A 22,332-nucleotide genomic window follows, 5' to 3' on the forward strand; every position below is an offset into this window, starting at 1 on the left:
GGAAAGCGCGCCCGACAGCAGCACGCCGACGACGCTTGCGCCGAAGCTCAGCGCCGCCGAGCGGAACAGCGGGTCTATCGCCGGCCGCGCGAGGTTTTCGCGCGGGCCGCGGCGCAGCATCATGTGATCGTCATGCAGAAGAAGATGGAAGCCGGGCGGCGCGACATAGATGTTTCCCATCTTGAAGGACTCGCCGTTCTTGGCGCCGGAGGCTTTCAGCGCTCCCGCACGGTCGAGGATTTCCGGCAGATAGCTGACCTGGCCGACATGGACCACGACGAACACGGCCGCCGGTAGATCGGCAGGCAGGTCGCTCACGATCGCTTTCAGGGGCTCAACCCCGCCAGCGGACGCCCCGATGACGATGATGGAGCGGTTGCGCGCCTTAGCTTGCCGCGAGCTTGTCTCGGCCTCGCGGGCAGGTGAGATCCGGTTTCGAAAGTCGGCCATGGCTCCCCTATCAGGTCGCCCCCGGCCCATAACACAATGGCCGAAGGCAGGACTCTGTTCCATGAGCGGCGCACGCAACCAAAGCAACGATCACCGGGACCGCAACAGCACGAACGGGTCTCGGCCGAACATGGGGCGATGGGCTGCCGGCCTTGCTTCCCTCAGGCCTGCGCAAGGACCGGTCGCCTGCCCGGCTGTCAATCGAGCCCAGCGGAACTTTCCATGCCGCTCGCCCCCGCCAGATTTGAAGGAACCAATAGCGCCGAGCATTTGTTTTCTCAGTTCAGGTTCGGCGGGTGGGCTCCGCCAAAGGGAGATAGCCATGAAGGTCGGCAGTTGCATGACAAAGGACGTTGCCGTCGCGAATCCCGAACAGTCGATCCGCGAGGTGGCACTGATGATGGGCAAGCTCGACGCCGGCGTCGTGCCTGTCGGTGAAAATGACCGGCTGGTGGGGATGATCACCGACCGGGACATGGTCATCCGCGGTATAGCGCTGGGCAAAGGTCCCGATACCAAGGTGCGCGATGTCATGAGCCAAGAGGTAAGATATTGCTTCGATGACGAAGACGTCGATCATGTTCTTGCTAACATGGGAGACTTGCAGGTGCGCCGGCTCCCGGTTCTGAACCGAGACAAACGGCTCGTTGGGATCATCTCCCTCGGAGACCTCGCAAGAAAGGGTGAAACACGGGAGGCTGGAGAGGCTTTGAGCGGCATTTCGGCGCCGGGCGGTGTTCATTCGCAGACCGCCCATTGATGACAACGACGACATCGGGGTCTGTTTGATCGGGTTGACGCCCGCTGGGCGTGACTGGGTTGCGGCGGCCTCATCGCGGCTTCGCAACCTGATCACGTCCTGATGGACCGACAGGTGGCGACGATCCCTCTCAGGTTGTCAGCCTAAGCCAACGCTGTCTGGCCCAACGCCTGATCTCTTTAGGCAGAGGGTCGCGCGTAGTGTTGCGTTCTCCGGCGTTGCTTGACCGTCACCTCTCCGTCTTTCCGACCTCCGGCTTCATAACCCGCCTGAGGTCGGCCCGGCTTCCGCTGCTCACCGAATAGGCGCGCGTGATTTCGGCGCCGAACAGAAAGATTTGAGCCGAGTAATAGACCCATAGCAGCACCACCATCAGCGCGCCGGCGGCGCCATAGGAAGTGGCGATCGAACTGCTGCCGATGTACCAGCCGATCAGCGACTTGCCGATGGTGAAGAGAAGCGCGGTGACCAGCGCACCGACAGCGACATCGCGCCATTTGAGACTGCGGTCCGGCAGGACCTTGTAAATCGCCGCGAAGAGCAGCGCGATCAACGCGAACGATACGATCGTGTTGATCGAACTCACGATCAGTTCGCCGAACGGCAGGTGTTGGTTGATGACATCGGCCAAGACCGAGATGGCCGTGCTCGCGGCGAGCGACACGAGGAGCATGAACCCGAGCGCGGCGACGAGACCAAGGCTCGCCGCCCTCGCCCGCACCAAACGCGAGAGCGACATGGCCCTTGGCTCGACCTTCCAGATCTCATTCAGCGACTGCTGCATCTCGCCAAAGACGCCGGAAGCTGTGATCAGGAGCGTCACCAGCCCGATAATGGTGGCAAGCGCGCCGGACCAGGGACGCGAAGCGGTCTCGATCGTCGCCTTCAAGAGGTCGGCGCTCTGCGGACCCATCACGCCCGATATCTGGGCCGAGAGCGCGAGCTGGGCGGCGTCGTTGCCGACGACGAGACCTGCGACCGCCACAACGATCAGAAGGATCGGCGCAAGAGAGGTAGTGGCATAGAAGGCAATCGCCGCCCCATGGCTCAGCGCGTTGTCATCCATATAACCGCTGACGCTTTCTTTCAGCAGAAGCCAGGCCTCCTGAAGCCAGCCGGTCCTTGATTTCCCGTCCTTTGCCATGCGCTCGACACCGAACTGAAGCGGGCCGGGTGGGACAAGAGCTCGACTGCCTTTTCGTTGGCCAGGATGTGAAGCCGGAAAAACCACCCTGTTCTCTTTGCCACTAGGTCCGGCTGACGCGGCCCGCAGAGGTCAATGACGCCGCGGGCGGGAGGTTCCGATCTATTCGCTTGCGGGGTCTTTTGGACATCGCGCTGGGCCTTCACGCTGCCGATGCCGTCGTGAACGCGACTGCGCGATCAGGTCGAAGCTGGCGCTCGTTGAAGGCTAAAAGAATGCCCGGCCGAAACCGGGCAGGAGACTTTGTAGGAGCCGATGATGGGACATCCGGCCTCGCTAATGTATTCGCACCTTATGACGGACTCATGAAGGCCGCCATCCTCCAGGAACAAACCCCGGATTGGTGCGTATTGGCTGAACAGCCGGGTCCAGATGGGGGCACAATGTCAACTCGCAAGAAGCGCCACACCCAAAATGCATTCTCGCTTTGTGGAGACCTGATGTTGGCACCCGCTGTCGTCGCCATGCGCCTTCCGCTGATTGCTTTGGATGCAAGCAGCCGTGCCCCGAAAGGGATTGAGGCGATGCTTGCGGTCAACGAGAAGGCGCTCGCCTTCGCCGAAGGCATGGCGGCTGCACAATTGGTGATCTTACGATCGGCTTTAAGGTTTTGGCCTGAAGTTCTATCCGGCCGGCGCCCGTCTTTTCTAAGCGGCGGTGCTCTGAAGGAGTCCATGGTCGCAGCACTCAAACCTGCCGGCCGCCGGGTCCGAACAAATTTCAACCGGCTCTCCAAACTGGGCTGATTGGGGCCAGATTGATGTTCTGGGCCGAAGCGGTCGCGGACCGCCGGTAATCGAGCATGACGACTTCAGTCGAGGCAGCCGGCCGTGGCAGACATGCCCGTATCGATCAGCTCTTGGAGCGTCCAGCCGTCATGTTTGCGTTTCAAGGGCCAGCTCGGCCTTTTGGCTGAATTTTGATTTATTAGTAGATGCGCATATACTCGTTCGCCGGCATCGTGTTCCCTAAGCCCCTGCCGGCCAAGGCCCGGTGGCCACCCCCATAGCCACCCAAGGCTACCGGGCCACCTGCCCCGCCTAGAGGCGCCCAAGGCTGCCCTGCAATCGCTCGCTATGGGCGAGCGAAAATGGAAGACCCGGAACAACCCTCCTCGCTCCAAGTTCGGGTCGCTGCTTGGAGCGATCATGAAGACATACCGAGTTGAAGAGATGGCTGGCGACCAGGTGGTGGCTTATCACGTTGCCAATGCCCGTGCCCCTTGGGAGGCTGCTCAGAAAGTCACCGGCAAAGACGTCCTGGCGAGACGGGATGAACATTTCTGGGTGCGGGTGACCGATGAAGGAAAACCGCGCAATTTACAAATATGCCTTCAGGCTTGACGCACCGGACTGCCTTTGAGGCTCCGTCCGGTCGGGCCTGGGAAAGGGAGGCGGCGCATTCGGGTCCGGGCAATCGACGCTTGGCACCTTTCCGCAGGGTGATGCGGGATCATTGCCCGCACCGCCATACCGCTCTACGAGTTTTGCGAACCCGTAGGCGAAGGCGGCGAGAAGCGCCAGGACAACCGCTATCCGAACGGCCATTGGAGATTATACCCCGGTCGGCCTGCGGATAGTAATCACTACTGCTATCCCGGCGAGCCGCCGGCCAGGCTGAATTAGCCGGATCAGCAGAAGAGCCCGCCGCACCTCCTCCGCGGGCGGGCTCTTTGCGTCGGGGGCAACCCGACCAAGGCGCGCTCGACCGTCTCTGTTTGCCGGGAGCTGCACCCAGAATGCGAACTGCAGCGGCACCGAATTGTTCCAAGACAAGCAAAGAGCCCGCCCGCCTGGGGAGGTCGAATGGGCGTTGAGGAAACGCCTTTCGCGGCGAGGTGAACCTCAGCTGAGGCACACGCCGCGCGACCCAACCGGGACGATTGGCAGAATGTTCCCTTCCGCCGATGCGACAGAAGTCCGAGAGGCTGACGCTTTGGTCCCCATGCTGAAACTTAAGCCTCGCTGCATCATTTGAGAGAGCCGGTGAGGAAGTGCGTCACCTTCCTGGTCGGTAGCAGCTAGAGAGATGCCCGCCATTTCCTGCCTGGAGTGACGGGCATCGTCCTTATCGGGACGCTGCGCCGTTCACGAGCGAGACGACAATCACGGCCGTAACGGCGGACAGGCGGTCACGCTTGACCAGGACGGGCTTTTCATAAGTGCGCTTCATGGCGAATCCCCCTTGCTGAAGTTGGCTCGCCGATCTGGCTGAGGCAGCACCCGACCGTCATTTAAAAAAGATGTAGGTCCGGAAGTAGCGACGAAAGGGCCGAAGCACGAGGAAAGCGGCGCTGCTCGACGACAAGGCCATACAGTCAAGGCAATAGAAAAGAAAAGCCCGCCGACCAAAGCCGACGGGCCATCTTCCCTCAAAACTGTGCGCCCCTTTCCCAGATGGTCCGCCCGATTCCGGGAACCCCGCACAAGCGTTTCCTAATACAGTCGCCCCCAAAGGGCTGTAGCCCAGCGGCAACAATGACGAATATTCACAAGGGGCGGGCGGCAGGCAGTCCAGTCCGTTCAGACCGTTACCTACCTAAAGGTAGCCTGGATAGCGAAACCAGTTCATTCTCGTCCACAATACCCGCCATGAAGTTGGCGATGATGCGAGAGGCCAGCGCCTCACGCTGCTCCGTAGTTTGGCCATCATATTTCAACCGGTCGAAGACGCGGGCCAGAAATTCCAGCTCTTCCGGATCGAAAATTTCCGCTTCCAGTGCTCTTTGGCGGATCGCCATGGCGGTGAACTCCTATTCGGGCCTGGCTCTGCCGGCAGGCTTGCGCATGCGAACCCCAATGGGGAAACTCGAATTTGATTCAATATGGAACTCCCGTGAGCGTTCCCTTAGCGCGAGATCTAAAAGAAAGGCCCGCCCCTGATGGGAGCCAGGGAGCGGGCCTGCGGAGAATGGGAGGCTCCGCCCGGCGGCTGTGCACAGATCGGGAGGGAATTGCGCCGCCGCGCCCCAAACCTCTTCGAATGCGAGGTGTTCCGCGATGGCGGAACATTTTCTTGGTGATCCGTTTGTCTCGGGCAGGAGGAGTGTTTCCGTACCGGTTGTCATCGGCATAGGCTTTGCCATCGTTCAAGCCTGCGCACGCTGACACACCCTCTGTTTCATTTCAGGACGGAATATGCTGGCATCAGCCTTGCAAATAGCATGATGCCGGTACCCTCCCGGGTCGGCACTCGTCGGGCTTGGGGCTGGGCTATGGGGCGGCGAGCCCGGCGAGTTCTCAATACATTAGCAACTGCTTGTAGACATAGATGAACAGGCGGATAATCAGGCCACGCGCGTACGAGGAGCTTTGAAGGAGTTCCAGCCATGCGACCGATCCTGCTGATCGTCGCCGCCCTTGCCGCGTTCTTCATCTGGGATGGCGTGGCGAACAAAGGCGCCTATCGAATTGCGCTGATGAAAACATAGACCAGTCCGAGCACTTCCCAGGTCTAGTGCGGGTTGGTTGAACCAATGATTTGAAAGCATTGTCGCTCCGGACGGAAGTCGGACATCCAAACGCATTGGTCCCAGTACTGAAACATTAAGCCCGTTCCGACATTTGGTAGAGCCGGCGGAATCCTTCAGTCGTCGGCGGAGAGAGGTCAGGTACCCGCCATACACTCCCCCGGGTGGCGGGTACCTGTTTGGGTTTTCAGCCGTCAAGCCGCCTTCGCGGTGCTGCTTCGCACGTGGCGGGTATTGACCAACAAGTTCAGTGGACCAGAAAGCCCGTCGCGCAATGGCGCAAGCGCGACGGGCTTCTGTTGCTTACGGAGTAGAGCGGCCGCACCCTGAATGGGAGAAAACGAGTGTGGTCGCATGTTACCAACCCGACCGCACCGTTCGGGTTCCATCAGCCTGCTCGAATATTAGCGCCAGCTTGAAGCCGTAATATTGGCTGCACTGATCCGGCTCGGCTTTATCCTTATGAATGCGTTCCGGCTATCCAATCAGGGGATATGCTCATTGGTCAGCCGGCGCCGTGTTGCGATTCCGAGCCCCCGCCGGTCAGGCCCGGCTCAATTCTGGCCTTTTTCGGCCAGAGAGCCGGGCCGCTCCGGACACCGGCGCGGTGTACGCCTTTTGGAGAACTACTTTCTTTGCAGACAGCAATTAAAGTATCTTGCAGGAAAGGAGTGCTAAAATGCCGAATGAGAGCAAAAGGCTTATTGAAAAGAATTCCGAAAAGCTTGTTTCAGAGGCCAACGCGCGCCGCGATTTTCTCAAGCAGGCTGGACGCTTTGCTGCGGTGACGCCTCCGGCCATTACATTGCTGCTCGGCACAAGCTTGAACTCCAAGGCGATTGCCAAATCGGGAGGAACACGTCCGGGCAATGGATGGGGTGACAAGAACCACGGTCACGTCGGTCCCAAGCCAAAGTTTCTTAGATCCGGCAACGGAAGGTCGCGGGGGGACAGCTATGGCGGCGGAGCCCATGGGGGCTCGAGGTCCGGCGATCCCAACTAGTGCCGTCGAGGAACGACCTCTTTCCGCTCTACTGAGGTTAGACAGGCCGGCGCATTGGTCGTTATGCTAGAAACAACTTGCCCGATGCATCATTTGGTAGGACCGGCGAGGAAATGCGTCACCTTCTTCGTCGGCAGCAGTGAAATAGATGCCCGCCATTCCTGGAATGACGGGCATCTGTTGCGTCTCTCGGCTAGAGCGCTCTCCCAGTGCTGCATCGCCTGAGGATCATTTCACACAAGCTCTTCCGAACGCGCTCATTTTGCTCAGAACCCGTCTACGCGAACTTCGGCCTTAGTGGACTTGTTCCAGCCGAGGGCACCAGGCTCGCTTTAGCGAACCTTCTCGAGTTCTTCCAACAGCTGGTCAGCGTCAGTTACACCGCGTCCAAAAAGGCTCATGACTTTGACCGCGACGTTTTCGCGCTCGTCCTTGCGTTCGATTTTGTGACTGGAGCAGTAGTCACTCACCGCCTTGGCCAGAATGTTGACCTCTGCAGGTTCAACTATACCGCATCCCGCACTTTTGGGCGGGACAGCATTGCGATCGCTTCCACGCATCGTTTACCTCACCCCGATACGCCACAACGGGGAAAGGATACACCCAAAAAAAGTCAGCTACGAGTCAATTGGATCGGACTGAGGTCCCGGGCAAATAGCCGATTGCCTCCATGCTGCGCTACCGAGCAACGGCCGCCCACCGAACTTTTGTCCGGCGTCACTGCGCGGTCTGTGAATTTCGTCTCGGCAGGAGCCCTATCGGCTTGGTTCGCGCATGACATTATAGAGCAGCAGGCCGGCCAGTAACGACACGACTGCGCTTAGCATATCATCGCCGGTCAGCCCTGATGAATATGCGAAAGTTGATGCCAGCTCGGCCATCGTTCGACCCAAGGAGTGCGGGATTGCCCGAGGAGAACTTTTAGATGCCGCTAAAGTTCCTTGTGAGCGCTGGCGGGCTGTCTCCTGATGCCGCGAAGGTGTTTCGGGCTCGTATCGGGGCCAGTGTGAACGCCGTCAGAGACGGCACATTCATCTTCGGCCGGAAATCCCATTCCCAAGCGGAGGAACGCTAGACCCGTTGCCGTGACCCGCCAAGGTTAGACAACGGGCCTAGCTATCGGTTCGCTTCTCAAGTCGGTGACACTGTCGCCGCAAACCGAACCCAACTCCAAAGCCCAGGGCAACGCCCGCCCAGTCATCTACGCAGTTCATTAGCAGGTCCGCAGTAACAAATGTTAATGGTACACTGCTGGCTTGGCGAGAAAGGCGCCGCTGGAGGAAAGACTGACGCAAGCGACCTTGGCCCGTCGCAGCGCCCAAGGGATCCGCGCAACGGGCCAAGTAACCCGGCCTTCGGCTTTGTTGAGGCCGGTCCTCCCATCCTCCGCCGTGGCGGGCGGAGTGACGTTAATCCTGCACGAGCGAGCAGTCCGTTTTCGATAACTTTTGTTAGTCCCGCCTAAAATTGCCACTTGCCGCGCCTGGAACATTCCTGCGCGGCCGCTGTTATTCCCTGCCGGAGGAACAAGCGATGGCAGACGACAAGAGCAAGCGTGGTGGCAGTGACCGCAACCGGGTATCAGCGGACGATGACTACGAAGTCCGGCATTTCGCCAACAAGGTCGGGCTGACGGCGCAACAGGTTCGCGATCTCATCAAACAGCACGGCAACGACCGGAAGACCTTGGAACGCGAGGCCGAAAAGCTTCGCGGATGACCAAGAGCTCCAACGCAGCGGCGATCGCCGGGATCCACGCCAAAATCATGAGCAGCGCAGCACGAGCCGCTTGAACTGGACGCTGAATAGCCGGTCAATCATCGTCATCGCTTGTTACGCGACGATATCGGAAGCGATTGCGGATGTGCGCGTTGAAAAAGCGGCCCTTGGCAAAGGCTGATCGGAATGCCGCGAACGTCTCCGGCGGCACCCCCTCGAACTCGTAGCGTTTCCCGCTGGTCACAAACCATACGGAAAGAGTCCCTTTGGCCGGATCGTATTTTGTTTTCTTGATCGAGGTGGACGGCATGGCGCGGCACCCGGTGGTCTGGCATAGAGCGAACGATCCGGCCGGCCTTTTGTTTCCGAAGCTAGTGAGTGAGAGCCAAGTCTCGCAGCCGACGCCGCCGTCCCAGATGCGGACGGGCAGCGGCAGCGCGAGCGCCGCATTCCATGGCATCGAAAAAGCCCGCAGACCGGAGCCTGCGGGCTGAGTATTCTGGAGGTTGGTACCTGAGTGCGCAAACCTGGCAACGTGCGCAGCAGGCATCCAATCAACAAAATCCGACAGCGACCGTTCCCTAAAATTCTGGACCTCGGCCACCGGTCCCAGCGAATGCGGGACAAATGTCGTACGGGCCAACTCAAAGGTCGGGGGCAGGAAACATCTTGCGAGAAATTTCATTGGGTCGCGACTGGCGAGGATGAGCCCCTGCCACCCTCGAGGTCATCTCAACAGACGGAGAGTTCGCAAAGGTTGCCAGGCAGGCCGAGCGGCTGGGCGATAGCAGGTAATGGCAAATCAGTCTGTTCATCGGCCCCCGCACTGTTCGAGGCTCTTATCCTCGGTCTGGCACTAAGATTGGAACCACGGAGGCAATTATGATCGAAATTTCCAACGCCTTGGCCACCAAGTTGACGGGTCTCCAAGAAAGGCTGCGGGCGGCCAACGTGAGCATGGATGACATGCAGGCATTTCAAAGGGTCGCCGACCATATGGACAATGGTCGCGGCGGCATCGACGCCGACGATCTGATCGCGCTCTCCTTTGTCATGTCGGATGACGCTGAGCGATCGCAGATGGAAACAGCGCCGGCGATCGAGCCTGCAGCCCATAGGCAGCATCGGTCCGTCGGCCGATCCCGCGGCGCGAAAGGGACGGGCTACATCGTTCCGCGCAAGGCGGGCTGAACGCGCCCCTATCCGGGTTAATTGCAGGCTGCCTTGGCTTTCAATCGGACTTGCCCGAGTCCTCAAGTCCGACGATTGCAGCCAGTATGGCATCGTAAGCGCTCCCGATCTCCTCTTCAATCTCATGCTCGGAAACACCTGCGGCCTTCGCATCTGCAAAGAGCTTGGTCGTCAATTCCGCGACGGAAATGATGTCAGCGCCGACGCTGCCGCGCATCACGTTGTTGGTAATCCATTCGCCAAAGAATTCGGCCCCGCGTTCGCTCATAGGCGATGCCGCGCCTTCAGAAAATGAGCCTCTCGAAGCAGGGAATTCCAATCGGTCCCGATCAACTCGATCAGTTCGCGGGCTTGCTCTTCGGAAATGTCTGCCTCCCTGGTCAATCGGCCGGCCAGGATCTCAACGGCACCGTCATGCGAGTCGCCTTTGTCGGTGTGCTCGTTCATCGAAACCTCCTAGCCTTGAAAACTGCCGAAAGGCCGACAGGTTCAGGCTTGTGCCGAAAATCTGAATTCCTTCGGACTCTTCCCAGCGTCTGCGACTGCCTTGCCGGCCGTTTGGCCAACCAGATTATCTGGGCGGCCCGTCAGGCCGGATTACCAAGACGGCCGGCGGATCGAGAACCGCCTTTTTCATCAAGACCTTCATATAGGCGGCCGCGGTCAATAGCCCCCAATGATCGGCAGGATCTCGCCGGTGATATAGCTGGAGCATTGCGGCGAAGCGAGAAATACATAGGCAGGCGCGATCTCTTCCGGCTGGGCTGGCCGTTTCATCGGGGTCTTTGCGCCAAACTGCGAGACCTTCTCCGCTTCCTTCTCCGACGGGTTCAGCGGCGTCCAAACCGGCCCCGGCGCCACGGCATTGACGCGAATGCCCTTGCTGATCAGGTTACCAGAGAGCGCCCGGGTGAAGGCGTGAATGCCGCCCTTGGTCATCGAATAATCGATGAGTTCCTTCGAGCCTTCGATGCCGGTGACCGACCCGGTGTTGATGATGGCCGAACCCGGCTTCATATGCGGAACGGCTTCCTGGGCCATGTGGAAGTAGCCGTAGAGATTTGTCTTCAGCGTGGTGTCGAAGTGTTGCTCGGTGAGGTCGGCGAAATCGGTCGAATGCACCTGGAAGGCAGCGTTGTTGACGAGCACGTCGAGCCTGCCGAAGGCCTTCAGCGTCCGCTCCACCGCCTTGTGGCAGAAGGTCCGCCTGGCCACGTCGCCGCGCATGATGATGCAGCGCCTGCCTTCGGCCTCGACTGCCTGCTTTGTCGCCTTCGCGTCGCGATCCTCGCTGAGATAGGCGATGGCGATATCCGCCCCTTCCCGGGCGAACAACACGGCAACTGCGCGGCCGATGCCGGAATCGCCGCCGGTGATCAGCGCCACCTTGCCTCCCAATTTGTTCGACCCCTGCCAGAACGGCGCGTCGTAGAGCGGCGCGGGCTCGATCGCCCATTCCTCGCCGGGTTTCGGATGATGCTGCTTCGGGAAAGGCGGCACTGGGTATTCCCGTGCGCCGGCCTGCATGGCGCCTTGTGATTTGGATTTGCCATTCGACTTGGCGCGATCGGTCGCGTCGACCTTGCGTTGCACGCTCCGCTGCTTGCTGGCCGCCTGCTCGGAGGTGGATTTGGTACGCGGGGCCGATTTCATCGGTGTGGCGGAGTCGGTCATCCTGGCGGATTTCGTCGGCATCGGTGTCTCCTTCGCTTTCGAGGGACAACGCACGCGAACAGAAAAGGTTGGCCTCGCTCCGAAGCTGCCGGCTCTCAATCCGGACATCGGTCGCGACATCCGTCGGGACCTCAACCACGGCCGCCACCACCTCCGGCGCTGCTCACCCGGACGGCGATCAGTAAGGAGCACGTTTTTTGACCGCCACGGGCCGGCTGAATGCAACTACCCGGCAGCAGCTTCGTTTTATGCGATCTCAAACAGGCGGTAGCACCATGAAATCCTTTCGGACCGGTAATCCCTTGGCGGCGGCGCCGACCGCGGACCTCTTCGTCGAGCCCGCCCGGCCTGTGTGCGAATGGCTAGGACGGTGAAAGAGCCTTGAGCAGATTCCTGCCCCTCACCATCCACTTCGTCAACGGCGGCACGATGATGGTGTCGTCGATCGCTGACGCCAAGAAGGCGCTTGGCCGGAAATGGAAGAGCAAGGACTCACCAGCCTATCGCAAGGCGGTTCGGCTGGTGGAAGACGCGACCAACGGGATTTGCCGGCCGGCAATCGCCTTTGCCGCCTTCAAGAAGGCGGCCGCCGAGCAGGGTCTGCTGGAGCATGCGGGTCCCAGTGCAGCGCTCAGCATGCTCGACCAACTTTCGTCCCGCAACGGCAAGGGCACGCCGAAGTAACGCTCGCGCACCTCGGCTCGTCGTCCCGGCTTCAAAAAATATTTCGCGGGAACATCGGTCGATCCCACCGGTTTTGTTTGGTCAAGAAAGTCGAACGAAGGAGACGTCGATGGCAAAGAAAAGTTCGTCCGGCGCGGCGAACGGCTTGGAAAGCCTGTTCGTGGATGGCCTGAAAGACCTTTATTATGCAGAGAAAAAGATCCTGAAGACGCTGCCTAAGATGGCCAAGGCGGCGCAGTCACAGGAAGTGGGCGCGGCCTTCGAAAAGCATCGCACCGAGACTGAAGCTCAGGTCGACCGGCTCGAGCAGGTTTTCGAAATGCTGGGCAAGCCGGCGCGCGGCAAGACGTGTCCCGCGATCGATGGCATCATTGAAGAGGGTTCGGAGATCCTCGAGGAATACAAGGACGAGCCGGCGCTCGACGCGGGCCTTGTGGCTGCCGCCCAGGCGGTCGAGCATTATGAAATAGCGCGCTACGGCACGCTGATTGCCTGGGCGGAGCAACTGGGCCTGAAAGACGCCCTCCCCTTGCTGCGCGACACCCTCAAGGAAGAATCCGCTACCGACGAGACACTTAGCAAGCTCGGCGAAAGCGGTGCGAACAAGCGGGCCATGCAGGCGGCCGCGTAAGGCGCCCGATAAACGCTTATTCGCATGCCAAAAGTCGACTTGGCGACGCGGCCCCGGTCTCTTTGACCGGGGCCGCGATTACGGGCCCGCCTCCTCGCGAAACGCTGCAAGTTTTTTCAGCGGAGCGGTCGCCTTCTTGGCGTCGCGCCCGCCTTCAGTTGATTTCTTGCCGGTGCCCAGCGCCAAGGACAGGATAAACGGCTGCATTTCGGTGCAGTTCATCCGGCACACTATCCTCAGGCTGGCTTGGCGGGAAATTTCGTCAGGGTGAAAGTCCGGAGTTCAACATTGGAAAAAGCATTCAATCGGCTCGCGGAGAATGTCGCCCATGCCGCGGGTCGTGCATGGGCCTTCGTCTTGTGCGTGGTTTCGGTGGTCCTCTGGGCCATTGCCGGCCCGGCCTTTCATTATTCCGAGACTTGGCAGCTGATCATCAACACCGCGACGACGATCGTTACTTTCCTGATGGTTTTCCTGATTCAAAATACCCAGAATCGCGACGGCGTGGCCATTCAGGCGAAGCTCGATGAGCTCATTCGCTCAGGCCGCGCAAAAAACGACTTCATCGGCATCGAGCATCTCACGGAAGCGGAGGCCCAAGAATTCATAACCAGGTGTGCCCAAACCAAGACCGCCAGCAAGGGGACGATCGCATCTCACGTCGAAAGCCGCCCTGCCTAAAACATATCCATCGAAAGTCGAAACCGGCTTCGGGACCAAGACGTGCGTGACAGGCTTTAGTCGCCACGATGCTTGTTGTGGCCGCTTTCCTGATTCTTGCCGCGAAGGATGTTGCGATCATCGGGGTCGACGAGGTCGGGCGTGTCGCTCCTGAGGTCCGAACCTTTCCGCCGCGCTTCGCGCTCCGCGGCCGGCTGCTTCAGCTCCGCCTTGGCGTCGAATTCCTTGGGCGCGTTCTTCGTGTTCTCACGTTCTTCCAGGATGCGCACTTGCTGGTCATGGGTTCTGCGTCCGCTCATCGGTTCCTCCTGTTCTTTCGTCGGTAACGGCAGTTGGACTCGATCGTTCCGAACATGCGCAAGAGCAACCCGTCTGATCCTCGTTGTAACCGCTCAGACGAAAGACGCGGCAACGCAAGCCCCGCTAGAGGAACATTGGCAGACGGCGGCCGTTCTCAGCTCGAAGGAGGCGGCTCATGAGTGCAACCAAGGAGTTCTTTCGAAGCTGGCTCGAGGAGAACGTCGGGAACTTGCCTGCCGACACACAAGTCAGCGTTCCGGTGCTTGTGCGACAGTTCGAGCAGGACGCCGACGCCGCGGGCTACGGGCACGAGGTTCGCGAGGAGGAAATCGGCAATATCGAAGATGCAATCGAACGGGCGCTCGACATGACGGCCGAGCAGGAGGACCCGACAGAATCAAATCATCGGAAAGAGACCTCGCTTGCCCCGGTCATTGAAGCTCTCGAGGAGTCGGAACCGGCACAGGCGGAAGACCATGAGGATCGGGACTGACCAACTGCCGCACGGGATAGCCGGAACAAAGAAACAGCTCGCCTGTTGGGCTGCTTGTGAACAGATCGGCACGTGATCCGCCGACGTGGCAGGCCAGATAGGTAAGTAAGCCAATGACGAAGCATTCTGCAAAGGACGATCCGTCCAAACTGGGATCGGACAGTGACCGGGCGAGCGAGCAAGGCACAAAGCGAACAGATAAGCGTCTGCCGCAGGAAGATCCTGTCGAGGGCGCGCGTGACACGGTGGAACGCGAGCTTGAACGGCAAGATCGACCGGTCGACGCTGAGGGAAGAGAGCGCGAACGCAGGGCTCTCCAGGAACAGGTCGATGAGGAGACGAAGCTGCCTCAGAAGGGCTCGGCCTGAAAGCTCCTTCTTTGGAAGCCAGCGCCTGGGTACATCCGCCGCTTCTCTCAACAGCGGCTTGTGCCATGGCTCCGTAGCAGCACGGGATCATGCCTGACATCGCCACGTTCAACGACGTGGTCCTCCTCCTTGCCGCGGCAGCGGCCGGGCTTGCCCTCTACAATGGCCTGCGAGCGCGGCGGGCGTTACGCGGCCGACGTTTTGGACGCTTCGTCGAAGTCGACGGAGCGCGGCTGCACCTGATCGAGGATGGCCAGGGCATGCCGCTGTTGTTGCTGCATGGCAACGGCTCTTCGGCCGAGGATTTCACGACAAGCGGCATCGTCGACAAAGCGGCCGCAGACTATCGTGTTCTGGCTTTCGACAGACCAGGCTTCGGCAGGAGCTCGCGCCCGATCGGCAGGATCTGGTCGGCCGCCGCGCAGGCCGATCTGATCGATGCCGCGGCCGCGAAACTCGGAATTGGACGCTATATTGTTGTTGGCCACTCTTGGGGTGCCGCGGTTGCGCTCGAGATGGCGCGACGGCGCCCTGGGCGCGTTGCCGGGGTCGTGCTTGTCTCCGGCTACCACTATCCATCGCCAAGGTTCGAACTCGCCTTGTCGGGGTTGCCGACCTTGCCTTTGATCGGAACGGCCTTCCGCCACACCTTGCTGCCGCCGCTGGTCAGGCTTGGCTGGGCTTGGTCAATGCGAAAGATATTTGCCCCGGCGGCGATCTCGGCGGCATTCACCGCAACGACGAGGGAGTTGGCGAGCCGCCCCTCGCAACTGCGGTCGATCGCGGCGGAGTCCTTCCTGATGTGGATCGCAGCGGCGTTTGTGACGCCTCGGCACAACGACATTTTCGTTCCTGTTGGGATAATCGCCGGCGCCGGCGATCAGCTTTTCGACGCGCCGGCCGAGGCGTTTCGGCTGCACGCGGATCTCGCAAACTCGGTAGTCGATATCGTCCCCGATGCCGGGCATATGGTGCACCTGACAGCCCCGCAGGCGGTGCTCGCCATGATCGACAAGATCGCTGCCCTTTCGACCACCGAGGACGCGCAGCGGAGCGACCGATAAGCAGCAGTGCCGTGCAACCGGCCTACGGCGGGGAACCTTCCGATCCACGCCGCTTTATCTCCATGTTCGAAGCAGCAGCAGTGAGAGGAAGCATTGCGCAGCATTGCTCGGCGAAAACTGCCTTTACTGCAGGTGCTTGCACTGACACTTGCTTCCTGCTCCTCGTCTGAAACCGTCGAACAGCAATCGAAGCGTGCCGCCTCGACCGCGCAGGCGGCGGTGCTGGTCACCGATGCCTGGCTCTCCGGCGCCGCGCCGTCCCACTACGCGTCCTCTGCCCTACAATCCTTCGCCGAGACACTCGCCGATGCCGGCCGGCAAGTGGAATCGGCCTCGCCGTCCGATCCTGCGACGCGAGACACGCTGAAGGCGGCGATCAGCCGGCTGTCCACCGCGGCAAGCGGGGCCGACAGCGCGGTCGAGGCCGGACAGCAGGCGCAGGCCAGCCGGGCACGCAACGAGCTTCGCGCCGCGCAGGCGGATCTCGCCACGGCCTATCGCGGCTATTTCGCGCCGCAACGATGAAGAAGCTGCTGGAAATTTCGCTTGGCGTCGTGACCAGCGTTGGTGGCTTCCTGGAGGTCGGTTCGATGGCGACAGCGGCGCAGGCAGGCGCCCTGTTCGGCTTCCAACTCATCTGGGCGATCGTGCTCGGCACCATCTGCATCATCTTCCTGGTCGAGATGGCCGGTCGCTTCGCCGCCGTGAGCCATCACACCATCGCCGACGGCATCCGCGAACGCTTCGGCTTCAATGCTTTCCTTTGGCCGCTGCTTGCAGTCCTGCTGGTCAATTTCCTGGTCCTCTCGGCAGAAATAGGCGGGGTTGCCATTGCTGCCGAGCTTGCCACCGGGATCGGCTTTCAATGGTGGGCATTGCCAGCGGCTTTCCTCGCATGGCTGCTGCTGTGGAAAGGCACGTTCGGCCTCATCGAGAAAGGCGTGTCGATGCTTGGCCTGATCACGCTCTGCTTCGTCGTCGCATCGGTGATGCTAAAGCCCGAATGGAAACAGGTGGCTGCCGGTGCCGTGCCCAGCCTGCCGCAACACGATACGGCGAACTACTGGTTCATGGCCGTCAGCATCCTCGGCGCTTCCATCTCGCCCTACCTTTTCATGTTCTATTCCTCGGGCGCGGTCGAGGATCAATGGGACAAGAGCTATCTCGGCACCAACCGGGCGATTGCCGGTCTCGGCATGAGCTTCGGAGGAACGATCTCCGTGGCCGTGCTGATCGTGGCCGCGCTTGTGCTTGGCGCCCACGGCGTGAACCAGGTGGACGACTACAACCAGCTCCCGCTGATGCTGATCTCGGTGTTCGGCTTCTGGGGCTTCGTCCTTTTCGTCGCATCGCTCGGCATCGCCTGTTTCGGAGCCGCTCTGGAAGTGGCGCTGCAGCAGGCCTATCTCGTCGCGCAAGGGTTCGGCTGGACCTGGGGCGAGGATCTCAAGCCGCGCGACGATCCCGGCTTCAGCCTCGTCTACACGCTCACGCTTTTTCTTGCAGCCGTTCCGATAGCGCTTGGTCTCGACCCGCTGAGGCTCACCATCTTCTCAATGGCGTTGACCGCCGCCAGTCTGCCGCTGACGGTCGTGCCGTTCCTCTTCCTGCTGAATGACGAGCGCTATGTCGGCCAGCACCGCAACGGCGTCATCTCTAATGCCGCCGTGATCTTCGTCATCGCGCTCGGCTTCGTGCTGGCGGTGGTGACTATTCCCCTGCAGATATTCGGAGGCACCTGATGCAGCTGCTGCGCGATATCCTGGACAAGCAGGTCGTCGACCGCGAGCAAGTGAAGATCGGCAAGGTGGATGGACTGGTCGCCGAGCTGAGGCAGGGCAAGCCGCCGAGGGTCGTTGCGGTCGAGCTTGGCGTGATAGCGCTGGCCCGACGGCTTGGCGCTCGGCCTGGGCGATTAACGGCGCGGCTGGCCGCAAGGCTGAGCGGGAAGCAGCAGGCACGGCCGCATCGCATCGCCTGGACCAAGGTGCGCGACATCGGCGTCGACATCGAATTCGATATCGACGTGCGCATGACCAAGATCTTGGCCTGGCAGAGCTGGCTGCGCGATCGCATCGTCGGCCGAATCCCGGGAGCCTGAGGATGCCAAATGTGAATCTCGAGCATCTGGCTGGCCGGCGCGTTCTCACGCAGGGCGGCAGGAGCATCGGCCATATCGAGGAGGTCATCGCCGAGCAGGACGGCGACGACCTCGTTGTCACCGAATTTCATGTCGGCATCTTCGCAGCTTTTGAACGCCTGTCGGCCTCGGCCATCGGCACCGCATTGCTCGACTTTTTCGCGCTGCGGCGCCGCGAGGGCCTCTACCGCATACCTTGGGACAAGCTCGATATCTCCGATCCGGCGCAGCCGCGGCTGCTCTGTTCGGATGACGAGCTTGCCGGCTTCGGAGGCGCCGATCGGGGTAAGTAGCTACTTACAAAAAATCCTGGTCACGGAAGGGAACATCGCGGCGGGCGCGAAGTTGGAACAGGCAAGGAGGAGCCTGCGCCATGAACAGTGTCATCTATCTTATCGGTCTCATCGTGGTTGTGCTCGCGATACTCTCCTTTCTCGGCTTTCATTAGGAGGCGTCATGCAGCGCGAAAATAATCAGGGCCGCGAGCCGGCCGACTTCGCCAAGGCGAAGAACGAAGTTTCCGATCGAGTTAAGAAAGAAACCCAAAGCGCCGGCGAAGCGCTCCACGATGCCCGCGACGAGGTTGCTCGCAGGGCAGTCGACTATGCGTCGGAAGCACAGGAGGCCCTGTCGGAAAGGGCCGAGGAAACGCAGCGCGACATCGGATCGAGCCTGGCGGCATTCGGCGGCGCTCTGCGTGCCGCAAGCGACCATCTGGCCAACAGCGACCAGAGCTCGGCGTCGAATTTCATGCGGGATGCGGCAGGCGGACTGGAAAGGCTGTCCTCCTCGTTGAAGGAGAAGCCCTTCGGCGAGGTGCTTGAGGAAATTCAGAACTTCGGCCGCCAAAATCCCGGCACTCTGATCGCTGGTTCGGTGCTGGCAGGACTGGCGCTCGGACGGTTCATAAAGGCTTCTCCCCCGGAAACACGCCGCGCGGGGCAGAGCGCAGCGACGCCACGGAAGACTGGGAAGACTGGTAGGGAAACGAGCAGGCAGACTGGTGCGCAGGCGAGCGAGCCATGGGATGACGCGACGACCAATTGGGGCGTCGACGGCGGCGCTCCCAGGAATGCAGCGGAGCTAAAGAAATGAACACTCAAGACAATCAAAGCCTCGGCACTCTGGTCGCCGACCTGGCACAGCAGGTGAGCACGCTGGTGCAAACGGAGGCCAGACTCCTGCGGGCGGAGCTATCCGAGAGCGTGACTAAAGCGGAGGCCGGCGCCGTCGGGGTTCTGGGCGGCGCGGTATGTCTTCTCGCCGCGCTGATAGTGCTGCTGCAAGCGCTCGTCATTGCCCTGACCCGCCTCGGCCTGGGCGCCGGCTGGTCCGCCTTGCTCGTCGGAGTGGTCGTTGCCGTGCTGGGTGTCATCCTCCTGCGGACCGGCATGGCGAGCATGTCGCCCTCCGAGCTCGCGCCGGACCGTACGCAGGAGCAACTGAAGCGTGACGCGAACTTAATCAAGGAACAAGCGAGATGAGCGACAAATCCGCAGCCGAACTCGAACGCGAAGCCGAGGCCACGCGAGCAAGGGTGGTAGCGACCGCCGAGTCCATTCGAGGCAAGATGACGCCCGGCCAGCTCTTCGATGAGTTCACCGGTATTTTCAACGGCGGTGCAGGCTCCGACATGCTCCACAACCTGAAGGCTCAGGTGCGAGACAATCCTCTGCCACTGACTGTAATCGGCGCCGGTCTGGCCTGGCTGATGCTGGGCAGCGGCGCTTCCGCCGCAACCGCCACGACCGGCTACGCGACCCGTCGCGGTTCCGACCGCCATGACGGCACATCTACGGCTGGAACCGGAACCATGACTTCGGACACCTATGCCTCTGTCGGCGACATGGCCAGCGGTGCGGCCGGCACTGTCTCGGGAATGGCCAGCAGTGCGGCCGGCACCATGTCTGACATGGCCAGCAGCGCAGCCGGCAGCGTATCTGGCATGGCAAGCGGCGCGGCGGAGACGCTGACGAACTCGGCGACAGCCACGGCCGACATGGCGACGAGGGCCACTCGTTCCGCGCAGCAGTTGATGGAGGATCAGCCTCTGGCAGTTGCTGCTGTCGGTCTCGCGATCGGAGCAGCGATCGGCGCGATGCTGCCCCACACGCAACTCGAAGACGAGCGGCTCGGCGGCTATCGCGAACAGCTTCGCGAGAGGGCCGAGGACGCGCTCGAGAAGGGCGTCGACCAAGTGAAGCAGGTTGCAGCCGAAGCCTACCAGGCGGCCAGCGACGAAGCAGGACGGCAGGCGTCGAGCGAAGGTACGCTCGCTGACAAGGTCAGCGATGTCGTCAAGTCCGCCGCCGACAAAGCCGATGAGGCGGTGCACCGGAGGCTGTCCGATACCGAACCGTCGACAACGAACAAGTCCTGATCAGAACAGACCGGATCGGTTTGCAATCGCGTTCGAGGACCATTTCGGGTCGGGCAAGTCTGGTGAACCATTCGAGCCCGACCCGTTGGATGGCTGTGGGTAGAAGCCGCGCCACAGGCTCGGGCGCGCTATCGCGGCTCTCTCGCCGGAGCGAGCCTTTTTAGCTTTGTGGGGATGGCTCCAAACTTCCCCTGCAGACAGCGTAAATCCTCGCCAAGATTCCTGCAGCATCGCCACCAACGCACACCGACTGGACTGGACGCTGATCCCATTCGTTCGGTGAGTAACTGGCGGCGCCCAGTCTCTGCACGGTCATACCTGCCGCCGGGCCGTCCTCCAGCACGATGATCGAACCGGATCGGGTGGCGAATAAGTGCGGGTCGGTCAGGTAGACCGCGGCGCTGCAGTCGTGCACAAGCATACCCGCTTCGCCCCATTGCAGGTAGAAGTCGATGTAGCCTTGCGACAGTGCGGCTACCATTTGCATGGCGGCATCGGCACCTTCCGAGGCCGCGGCGAGATCCTGTCGCGTCATCACCGTTCGATTTGTGAGATTGAGCGGAACCGCGGTCACTTTCCACGAGGCTGCAAACACTCGATCGGCTGCCTTCGGATCTGCGTAGATATTGGCCTCGGCAACGGGCGACACATTGCCAGGGACTTCGAACGCGCCACCCATGACGACGACGTCCTGCACCAGATCTGCTATCGCCGGATCGGCCTCCAGTGCCCGCGCCAAGTTGGTCAGGCCTCCGACAGCAAGCAACCGCACCTGACGCGGATTCTGCCGGACGGTATCGACGATGAATCGCGCGGCAGTGTCCTTCTCCTCCCGCGCGTCCTGGGCAATAGGATAATCCCCCAGCCCGTTCGCGCCATGAACATGGACAGGATAGGGGTGCGGCGCGCCGGACCAGTTTAGCGGAACGGGAGCACCGGCGTGAACGGGCGCTTTGATTCCCCAAGCCTCGGCGAGGAACCTGGCATTGCGCGTTGTAACCGATATCGATGCGTTGCCGAAGACGGTCGTGATGCCGAGCAGTTCGATGTTCGGATGACGGTGCAGGTAAAGCAGCGCAAGGGCATCGTCTACGCCAGGATCGGTATCGAAAAGAATTCTCTGCTTTGTCATGTCTCTATGGTCACGCTCTTTCCCACACTGCCGCCAACTATCTTTGCCAGCCTTCGAGACGCGCGGCTGACAGAATCGTGGCTCCAAGTGTCACCACCGAAGAGTATCGTGAATATGTCGCCGGGTGACGCGCTTGGCGCGTTTCTCGTCGGCGCGCCGGTCTCTCGCCGCCCGGTGGGGACCGCGAGGCCGACATCGCTGTCCTCAAAGGGCGCTGCGGTCCGCCCAAACGATGACACGGCGCTCCCTACCTCAGCGGAGGAGCCCGTTGCGCTCGAAGTCTTCCCAGCCGCGCAGGTTGGAGTGGACTGCCTCGCTTTGGCTGTCGTCGGTTGCGGCCGCGCCGCGGCTCTTTTGCGAGCGCTTGAGCGCCGCCTTTGCAGCGGCTCGGCGTCGGTTCTCGGCGGCTCTCGCAGCGTCTTCCTCGCGCCAGACAGCAACTAGGTCACGGTCGAGCACATCCTCGATCAGGCGCGGATCAAAAACGTGGAAGGTGATTTTCCTCGCGCGCCCACGCAGTTTCACCGTCCGCGTCCCGGCGCTCTGCAAGCGGCCGGCCTTGAGCCAGCGATGACGCTCGCCCGCCGAGATCGTCAGAATGTCCTCGACCTCGCGAGGCATGACGGGCAGGTCTTCGATGTCCTGCATGGCTTTGGACACGATCGCCGATGCGGCCTCAACATTGGCATGGGAGCCCTCCGGCAGACGCAAGGTAAGAACCCGGGGCTCGCTGTGGAGCAGGCTTCTCAAGTTCGTCGGAAGGCGAGCGCGCATTTCAAGAAAAATGCCCCTCGCCCGCACCGACGATCCAAGCGTCGCCGCCGGTGATAGCGGCCACTCTGCAACCAGCCGTGCAGTCGAATCGATTTTTCTGCTCGCGGGCATCCCCTTAAGTAGGAGTCCTGCCCTGCGAACTCAACGCGAAGCGAGCCTGCACCGGTCTGCAGCAACCGCTGTTGCATCGGGCAGGATCGCCGGACAAGACGCTC

At 61.2% G+C, this 22,332-nt stretch carries 30 protein-coding genes; 18 read left to right on the forward strand and 12 right to left on the reverse strand.

Features of this window, described 5'->3' with window-relative positions; translation table 11 throughout:
- Positions 1-450: chemotaxis protein CheB (locus CK222_RS28410; RefSeq protein ID WP_141247147.1), on the reverse strand; the 450-nt coding region annotated here is incomplete at its 3' end.
- Between the two features lie 322 nt (positions 451-772).
- Between CK222_RS28410 and CK222_RS28415 the strand changes: the two genes are divergently transcribed.
- Positions 773-1,210: a CBS domain-containing protein gene (locus CK222_RS28415; RefSeq protein WP_095779493.1), complete on the forward strand. Its 438-nt coding sequence runs from the start codon at positions 773-775 to the stop codon at positions 1,208-1,210.
- Between the two features lie 229 nt (positions 1,211-1,439).
- Here the strand turns inward: CK222_RS28415 and CK222_RS28420 are convergent, their stop codons facing one another.
- Positions 1,440-2,354: a YihY/virulence factor BrkB family protein gene (locus CK222_RS28420; RefSeq protein WP_095802610.1), complete on the reverse strand. Its 915-nt coding sequence runs from the start codon at positions 2,352-2,354 to the stop codon at positions 1,440-1,442.
- A 365-nt stretch (positions 2,355-2,719) separates the two neighbouring features.
- Between CK222_RS28420 and CK222_RS28425 the strand changes: the two genes are divergently transcribed.
- Positions 2,720-3,160: a hypothetical protein gene (locus CK222_RS28425; protein WP_245433331.1), complete on the forward strand. Its 441-nt coding sequence runs from the start codon at positions 2,720-2,722 to the stop codon at positions 3,158-3,160.
- Between the two features lie 402 nt (positions 3,161-3,562).
- Positions 3,563-3,757 carry a hypothetical protein gene (locus tag CK222_RS32005; RefSeq protein ID WP_141247148.1) on the forward strand — a complete coding sequence of 65 codons (195 nt, stop codon included), beginning with the start codon at positions 3,563-3,565 and terminating at the stop codon, positions 3,755-3,757.
- A gap of 1,187 nt (positions 3,758-4,944) precedes the next feature.
- Here the strand turns inward: CK222_RS32005 and CK222_RS28435 are convergent.
- Complete coding sequence (locus tag CK222_RS28435; protein ID WP_066994857.1) at positions 4,945-5,154, reverse strand: hypothetical protein; 210 nt, start codon at positions 5,152-5,154, stop codon at positions 4,945-4,947.
- 1,408 nt (positions 5,155-6,562) lie between these two features.
- Between CK222_RS28435 and CK222_RS28440 the strand changes: the two genes are divergently transcribed.
- Positions 6,563-6,886, forward strand: a complete 324-nt coding sequence (locus tag CK222_RS28440) for a hypothetical protein (RefSeq protein WP_082953717.1) — start codon at positions 6,563-6,565, stop codon at positions 6,884-6,886.
- 332 nt (positions 6,887-7,218) lie between these two features.
- Here the strand turns inward: CK222_RS28440 and CK222_RS28445 are convergent, their stop codons facing one another.
- Complete coding sequence (locus CK222_RS28445) at positions 7,219-7,446, reverse strand: hypothetical protein (protein ID WP_066994854.1); 228 nt, start codon at positions 7,444-7,446, stop codon at positions 7,219-7,221.
- A gap of 973 nt (positions 7,447-8,419) precedes the next feature.
- On the opposite strand from CK222_RS28445, the gene CK222_RS28450 reads away from it, so the two are divergent.
- Positions 8,420-8,605 (forward strand): DUF3606 domain-containing protein, encoded by a 186-nt coding sequence (locus CK222_RS28450; protein ID WP_066994850.1) that lies wholly within the window; start codon positions 8,420-8,422, stop codon positions 8,603-8,605.
- Positions 8,606-8,699: 94 nt separating this feature from the next.
- Here CK222_RS28450 and CK222_RS33195 read toward each other — a convergent pair whose 3' ends face one another.
- Complete coding sequence (locus CK222_RS33195) at positions 8,700-9,290, reverse strand: KTSC domain-containing protein (protein ID WP_245307390.1); 591 nt, start codon at positions 9,288-9,290, stop codon at positions 8,700-8,702.
- A gap of 197 nt (positions 9,291-9,487) precedes the next feature.
- Here CK222_RS33195 and CK222_RS32010 point away from each other — a divergent pair, with 197 nt between their 5' ends.
- Positions 9,488-9,796 carry a hypothetical protein gene (locus CK222_RS32010; RefSeq protein ID WP_127239691.1) on the forward strand — a complete coding sequence of 103 codons (309 nt, stop codon included), beginning with the start codon at positions 9,488-9,490 and terminating at the stop codon, positions 9,794-9,796.
- Between the two features lie 40 nt (positions 9,797-9,836).
- On the opposite strand, the gene CK222_RS28465 is transcribed toward CK222_RS32010, so the two are convergent.
- The 3 genes from CK222_RS28465 to CK222_RS28475 all read right to left on the reverse strand — a co-directional run bounded on the left by CK222_RS28465 (position 9,837) and on the right by CK222_RS28475 (position 11,449).
- Positions 9,837-10,064, reverse strand: a complete 228-nt coding sequence (locus tag CK222_RS28465; protein ID WP_095779498.1) for a DUF768 domain-containing protein — start codon at positions 10,062-10,064, stop codon at positions 9,837-9,839.
- A complete protein-coding gene (locus tag CK222_RS28470; RefSeq protein WP_095802612.1) occupies positions 10,061-10,243 on the reverse strand; it encodes a hypothetical protein in 183 nt (60 codons plus the stop codon). The genes CK222_RS28465 and CK222_RS28470 overlap by 4 nt, the downstream gene beginning before the upstream one ends.
- A gap of 216 nt (positions 10,244-10,459) precedes the next feature.
- Positions 10,460-11,449 (reverse strand): SDR family oxidoreductase, encoded by a 990-nt coding sequence (locus CK222_RS28475; RefSeq protein WP_095802652.1) that lies wholly within the window; start codon positions 11,447-11,449, stop codon positions 10,460-10,462.
- Positions 11,450-11,851: 402 nt separating this feature from the next.
- Between CK222_RS28475 and CK222_RS28480 the strand changes: the two genes are divergently transcribed.
- The gene (locus CK222_RS28480; protein WP_066994825.1) at positions 11,852-12,154 is read left to right on the forward strand and encodes a DUF982 domain-containing protein; all 303 of its coding nucleotides are present in this window, start codon (positions 11,852-11,854) and stop codon (positions 12,152-12,154) included.
- A 109-nt stretch (positions 12,155-12,263) separates the two neighbouring features.
- The gene (locus CK222_RS28485) at positions 12,264-12,785 is read left to right on the forward strand and encodes a ferritin-like domain-containing protein (RefSeq protein ID WP_066994822.1); all 522 of its coding nucleotides are present in this window, start codon (positions 12,264-12,266) and stop codon (positions 12,783-12,785) included.
- A 78-nt stretch (positions 12,786-12,863) separates the two neighbouring features.
- Here CK222_RS28485 and CK222_RS32570 read toward each other — a convergent pair whose 3' ends face one another.
- Positions 12,864-13,007 carry a hypothetical protein gene (locus tag CK222_RS32570; RefSeq protein ID WP_176477763.1) on the reverse strand — a complete coding sequence of 48 codons (144 nt, stop codon included), beginning with the start codon at positions 13,005-13,007 and terminating at the stop codon, positions 12,864-12,866.
- Positions 13,008-13,073: 66 nt separating this feature from the next.
- On the opposite strand from CK222_RS32570, the gene CK222_RS28490 reads away from it, so the two are divergent.
- Complete coding sequence (locus tag CK222_RS28490; RefSeq protein ID WP_095802613.1) at positions 13,074-13,466, forward strand: low affinity iron permease family protein; 393 nt, start codon at positions 13,074-13,076, stop codon at positions 13,464-13,466.
- Between the two features lie 56 nt (positions 13,467-13,522).
- Here CK222_RS28490 and CK222_RS28495 read toward each other — a convergent pair whose 3' ends face one another.
- On the reverse strand, positions 13,523-13,765 hold the full coding sequence (locus CK222_RS28495; RefSeq protein WP_095802614.1) for a hypothetical protein: 243 nt from the start codon (positions 13,763-13,765) through the stop codon (positions 13,523-13,525).
- Between the two features lie 176 nt (positions 13,766-13,941).
- Between CK222_RS28495 and CK222_RS28500 the strand changes: the two genes are divergently transcribed.
- The 9 genes from CK222_RS28500 (at position 13,942) to CK222_RS28545 (ending at position 20,211) form a co-directional block, all read left to right on the forward strand.
- The gene (locus CK222_RS28500; RefSeq protein WP_095802615.1) at positions 13,942-14,259 is read left to right on the forward strand and encodes a hypothetical protein; all 318 of its coding nucleotides are present in this window, start codon (positions 13,942-13,944) and stop codon (positions 14,257-14,259) included.
- A gap of 457 nt (positions 14,260-14,716) precedes the next feature.
- Positions 14,717-15,691 carry an alpha/beta hydrolase gene (locus tag CK222_RS28510; protein ID WP_095802616.1) on the forward strand — a complete coding sequence of 325 codons (975 nt, stop codon included), beginning with the start codon at positions 14,717-14,719 and terminating at the stop codon, positions 15,689-15,691.
- 93 nt (positions 15,692-15,784) lie between these two features.
- Positions 15,785-16,216 carry a hypothetical protein gene (locus tag CK222_RS28515; protein WP_127239686.1) on the forward strand — a complete coding sequence of 144 codons (432 nt, stop codon included), beginning with the start codon at positions 15,785-15,787 and terminating at the stop codon, positions 16,214-16,216.
- Positions 16,213-17,433 (forward strand): divalent metal cation transporter, encoded by a 1,221-nt coding sequence (locus CK222_RS28520; RefSeq protein WP_095802617.1) that lies wholly within the window; start codon positions 16,213-16,215, stop codon positions 17,431-17,433. The genes CK222_RS28515 and CK222_RS28520 overlap by 4 nt, the downstream gene beginning before the upstream one ends.
- Positions 17,433-17,792: a hypothetical protein gene (locus CK222_RS28525; protein WP_095802618.1), complete on the forward strand. Its 360-nt coding sequence runs from the start codon at positions 17,433-17,435 to the stop codon at positions 17,790-17,792. The genes CK222_RS28520 and CK222_RS28525 overlap by 1 nt, the downstream gene beginning before the upstream one ends.
- 2 nt (positions 17,793-17,794) lie before the next feature.
- Entirely contained in the window at positions 17,795-18,124 is a 330-nt protein-coding gene (locus CK222_RS28530) for a hypothetical protein (protein ID WP_067320531.1), read from the forward strand.
- Positions 18,090-18,926: a hypothetical protein gene (locus tag CK222_RS28535; RefSeq protein WP_245433333.1), complete on the forward strand. Its 837-nt coding sequence runs from the start codon at positions 18,090-18,092 to the stop codon at positions 18,924-18,926. Before CK222_RS28530 ends, CK222_RS28535 begins: the two co-directional genes overlap by 35 nt.
- On the forward strand, positions 18,923-19,315 hold the full coding sequence (locus CK222_RS28540) for a phage holin family protein (protein WP_067320528.1): 393 nt from the start codon (positions 18,923-18,925) through the stop codon (positions 19,313-19,315). Before CK222_RS28535 ends, CK222_RS28540 begins: the two co-directional genes overlap by 4 nt.
- Before the next feature lie 86 nt (positions 19,316-19,401).
- Positions 19,402-20,211 carry a hypothetical protein gene (locus CK222_RS28545; RefSeq protein ID WP_245433334.1) on the forward strand — a complete coding sequence of 270 codons (810 nt, stop codon included), beginning with the start codon at positions 19,402-19,404 and terminating at the stop codon, positions 20,209-20,211.
- 160 nt (positions 20,212-20,371) lie between these two features.
- Here CK222_RS28545 and CK222_RS28550 read toward each other — a convergent pair whose 3' ends face one another.
- Complete coding sequence (locus CK222_RS28550; protein WP_095802621.1) at positions 20,372-21,343, reverse strand: nucleoside hydrolase; 972 nt, start codon at positions 21,341-21,343, stop codon at positions 20,372-20,374.
- A 252-nt stretch (positions 21,344-21,595) separates the two neighbouring features.
- Positions 21,596-22,228 (reverse strand): hypothetical protein, encoded by a 633-nt coding sequence (locus CK222_RS28555; RefSeq protein WP_095802622.1) that lies wholly within the window; start codon positions 22,226-22,228, stop codon positions 21,596-21,598.
- Between the last annotated feature and the right edge of the window lie 104 nt (positions 22,229-22,332).

This window comes from Mesorhizobium sp. WSM3866, assembly GCF_002294795.1.
GTDB lineage: Bacteria > Pseudomonadota > Alphaproteobacteria > Rhizobiales > Rhizobiaceae > Mesorhizobium.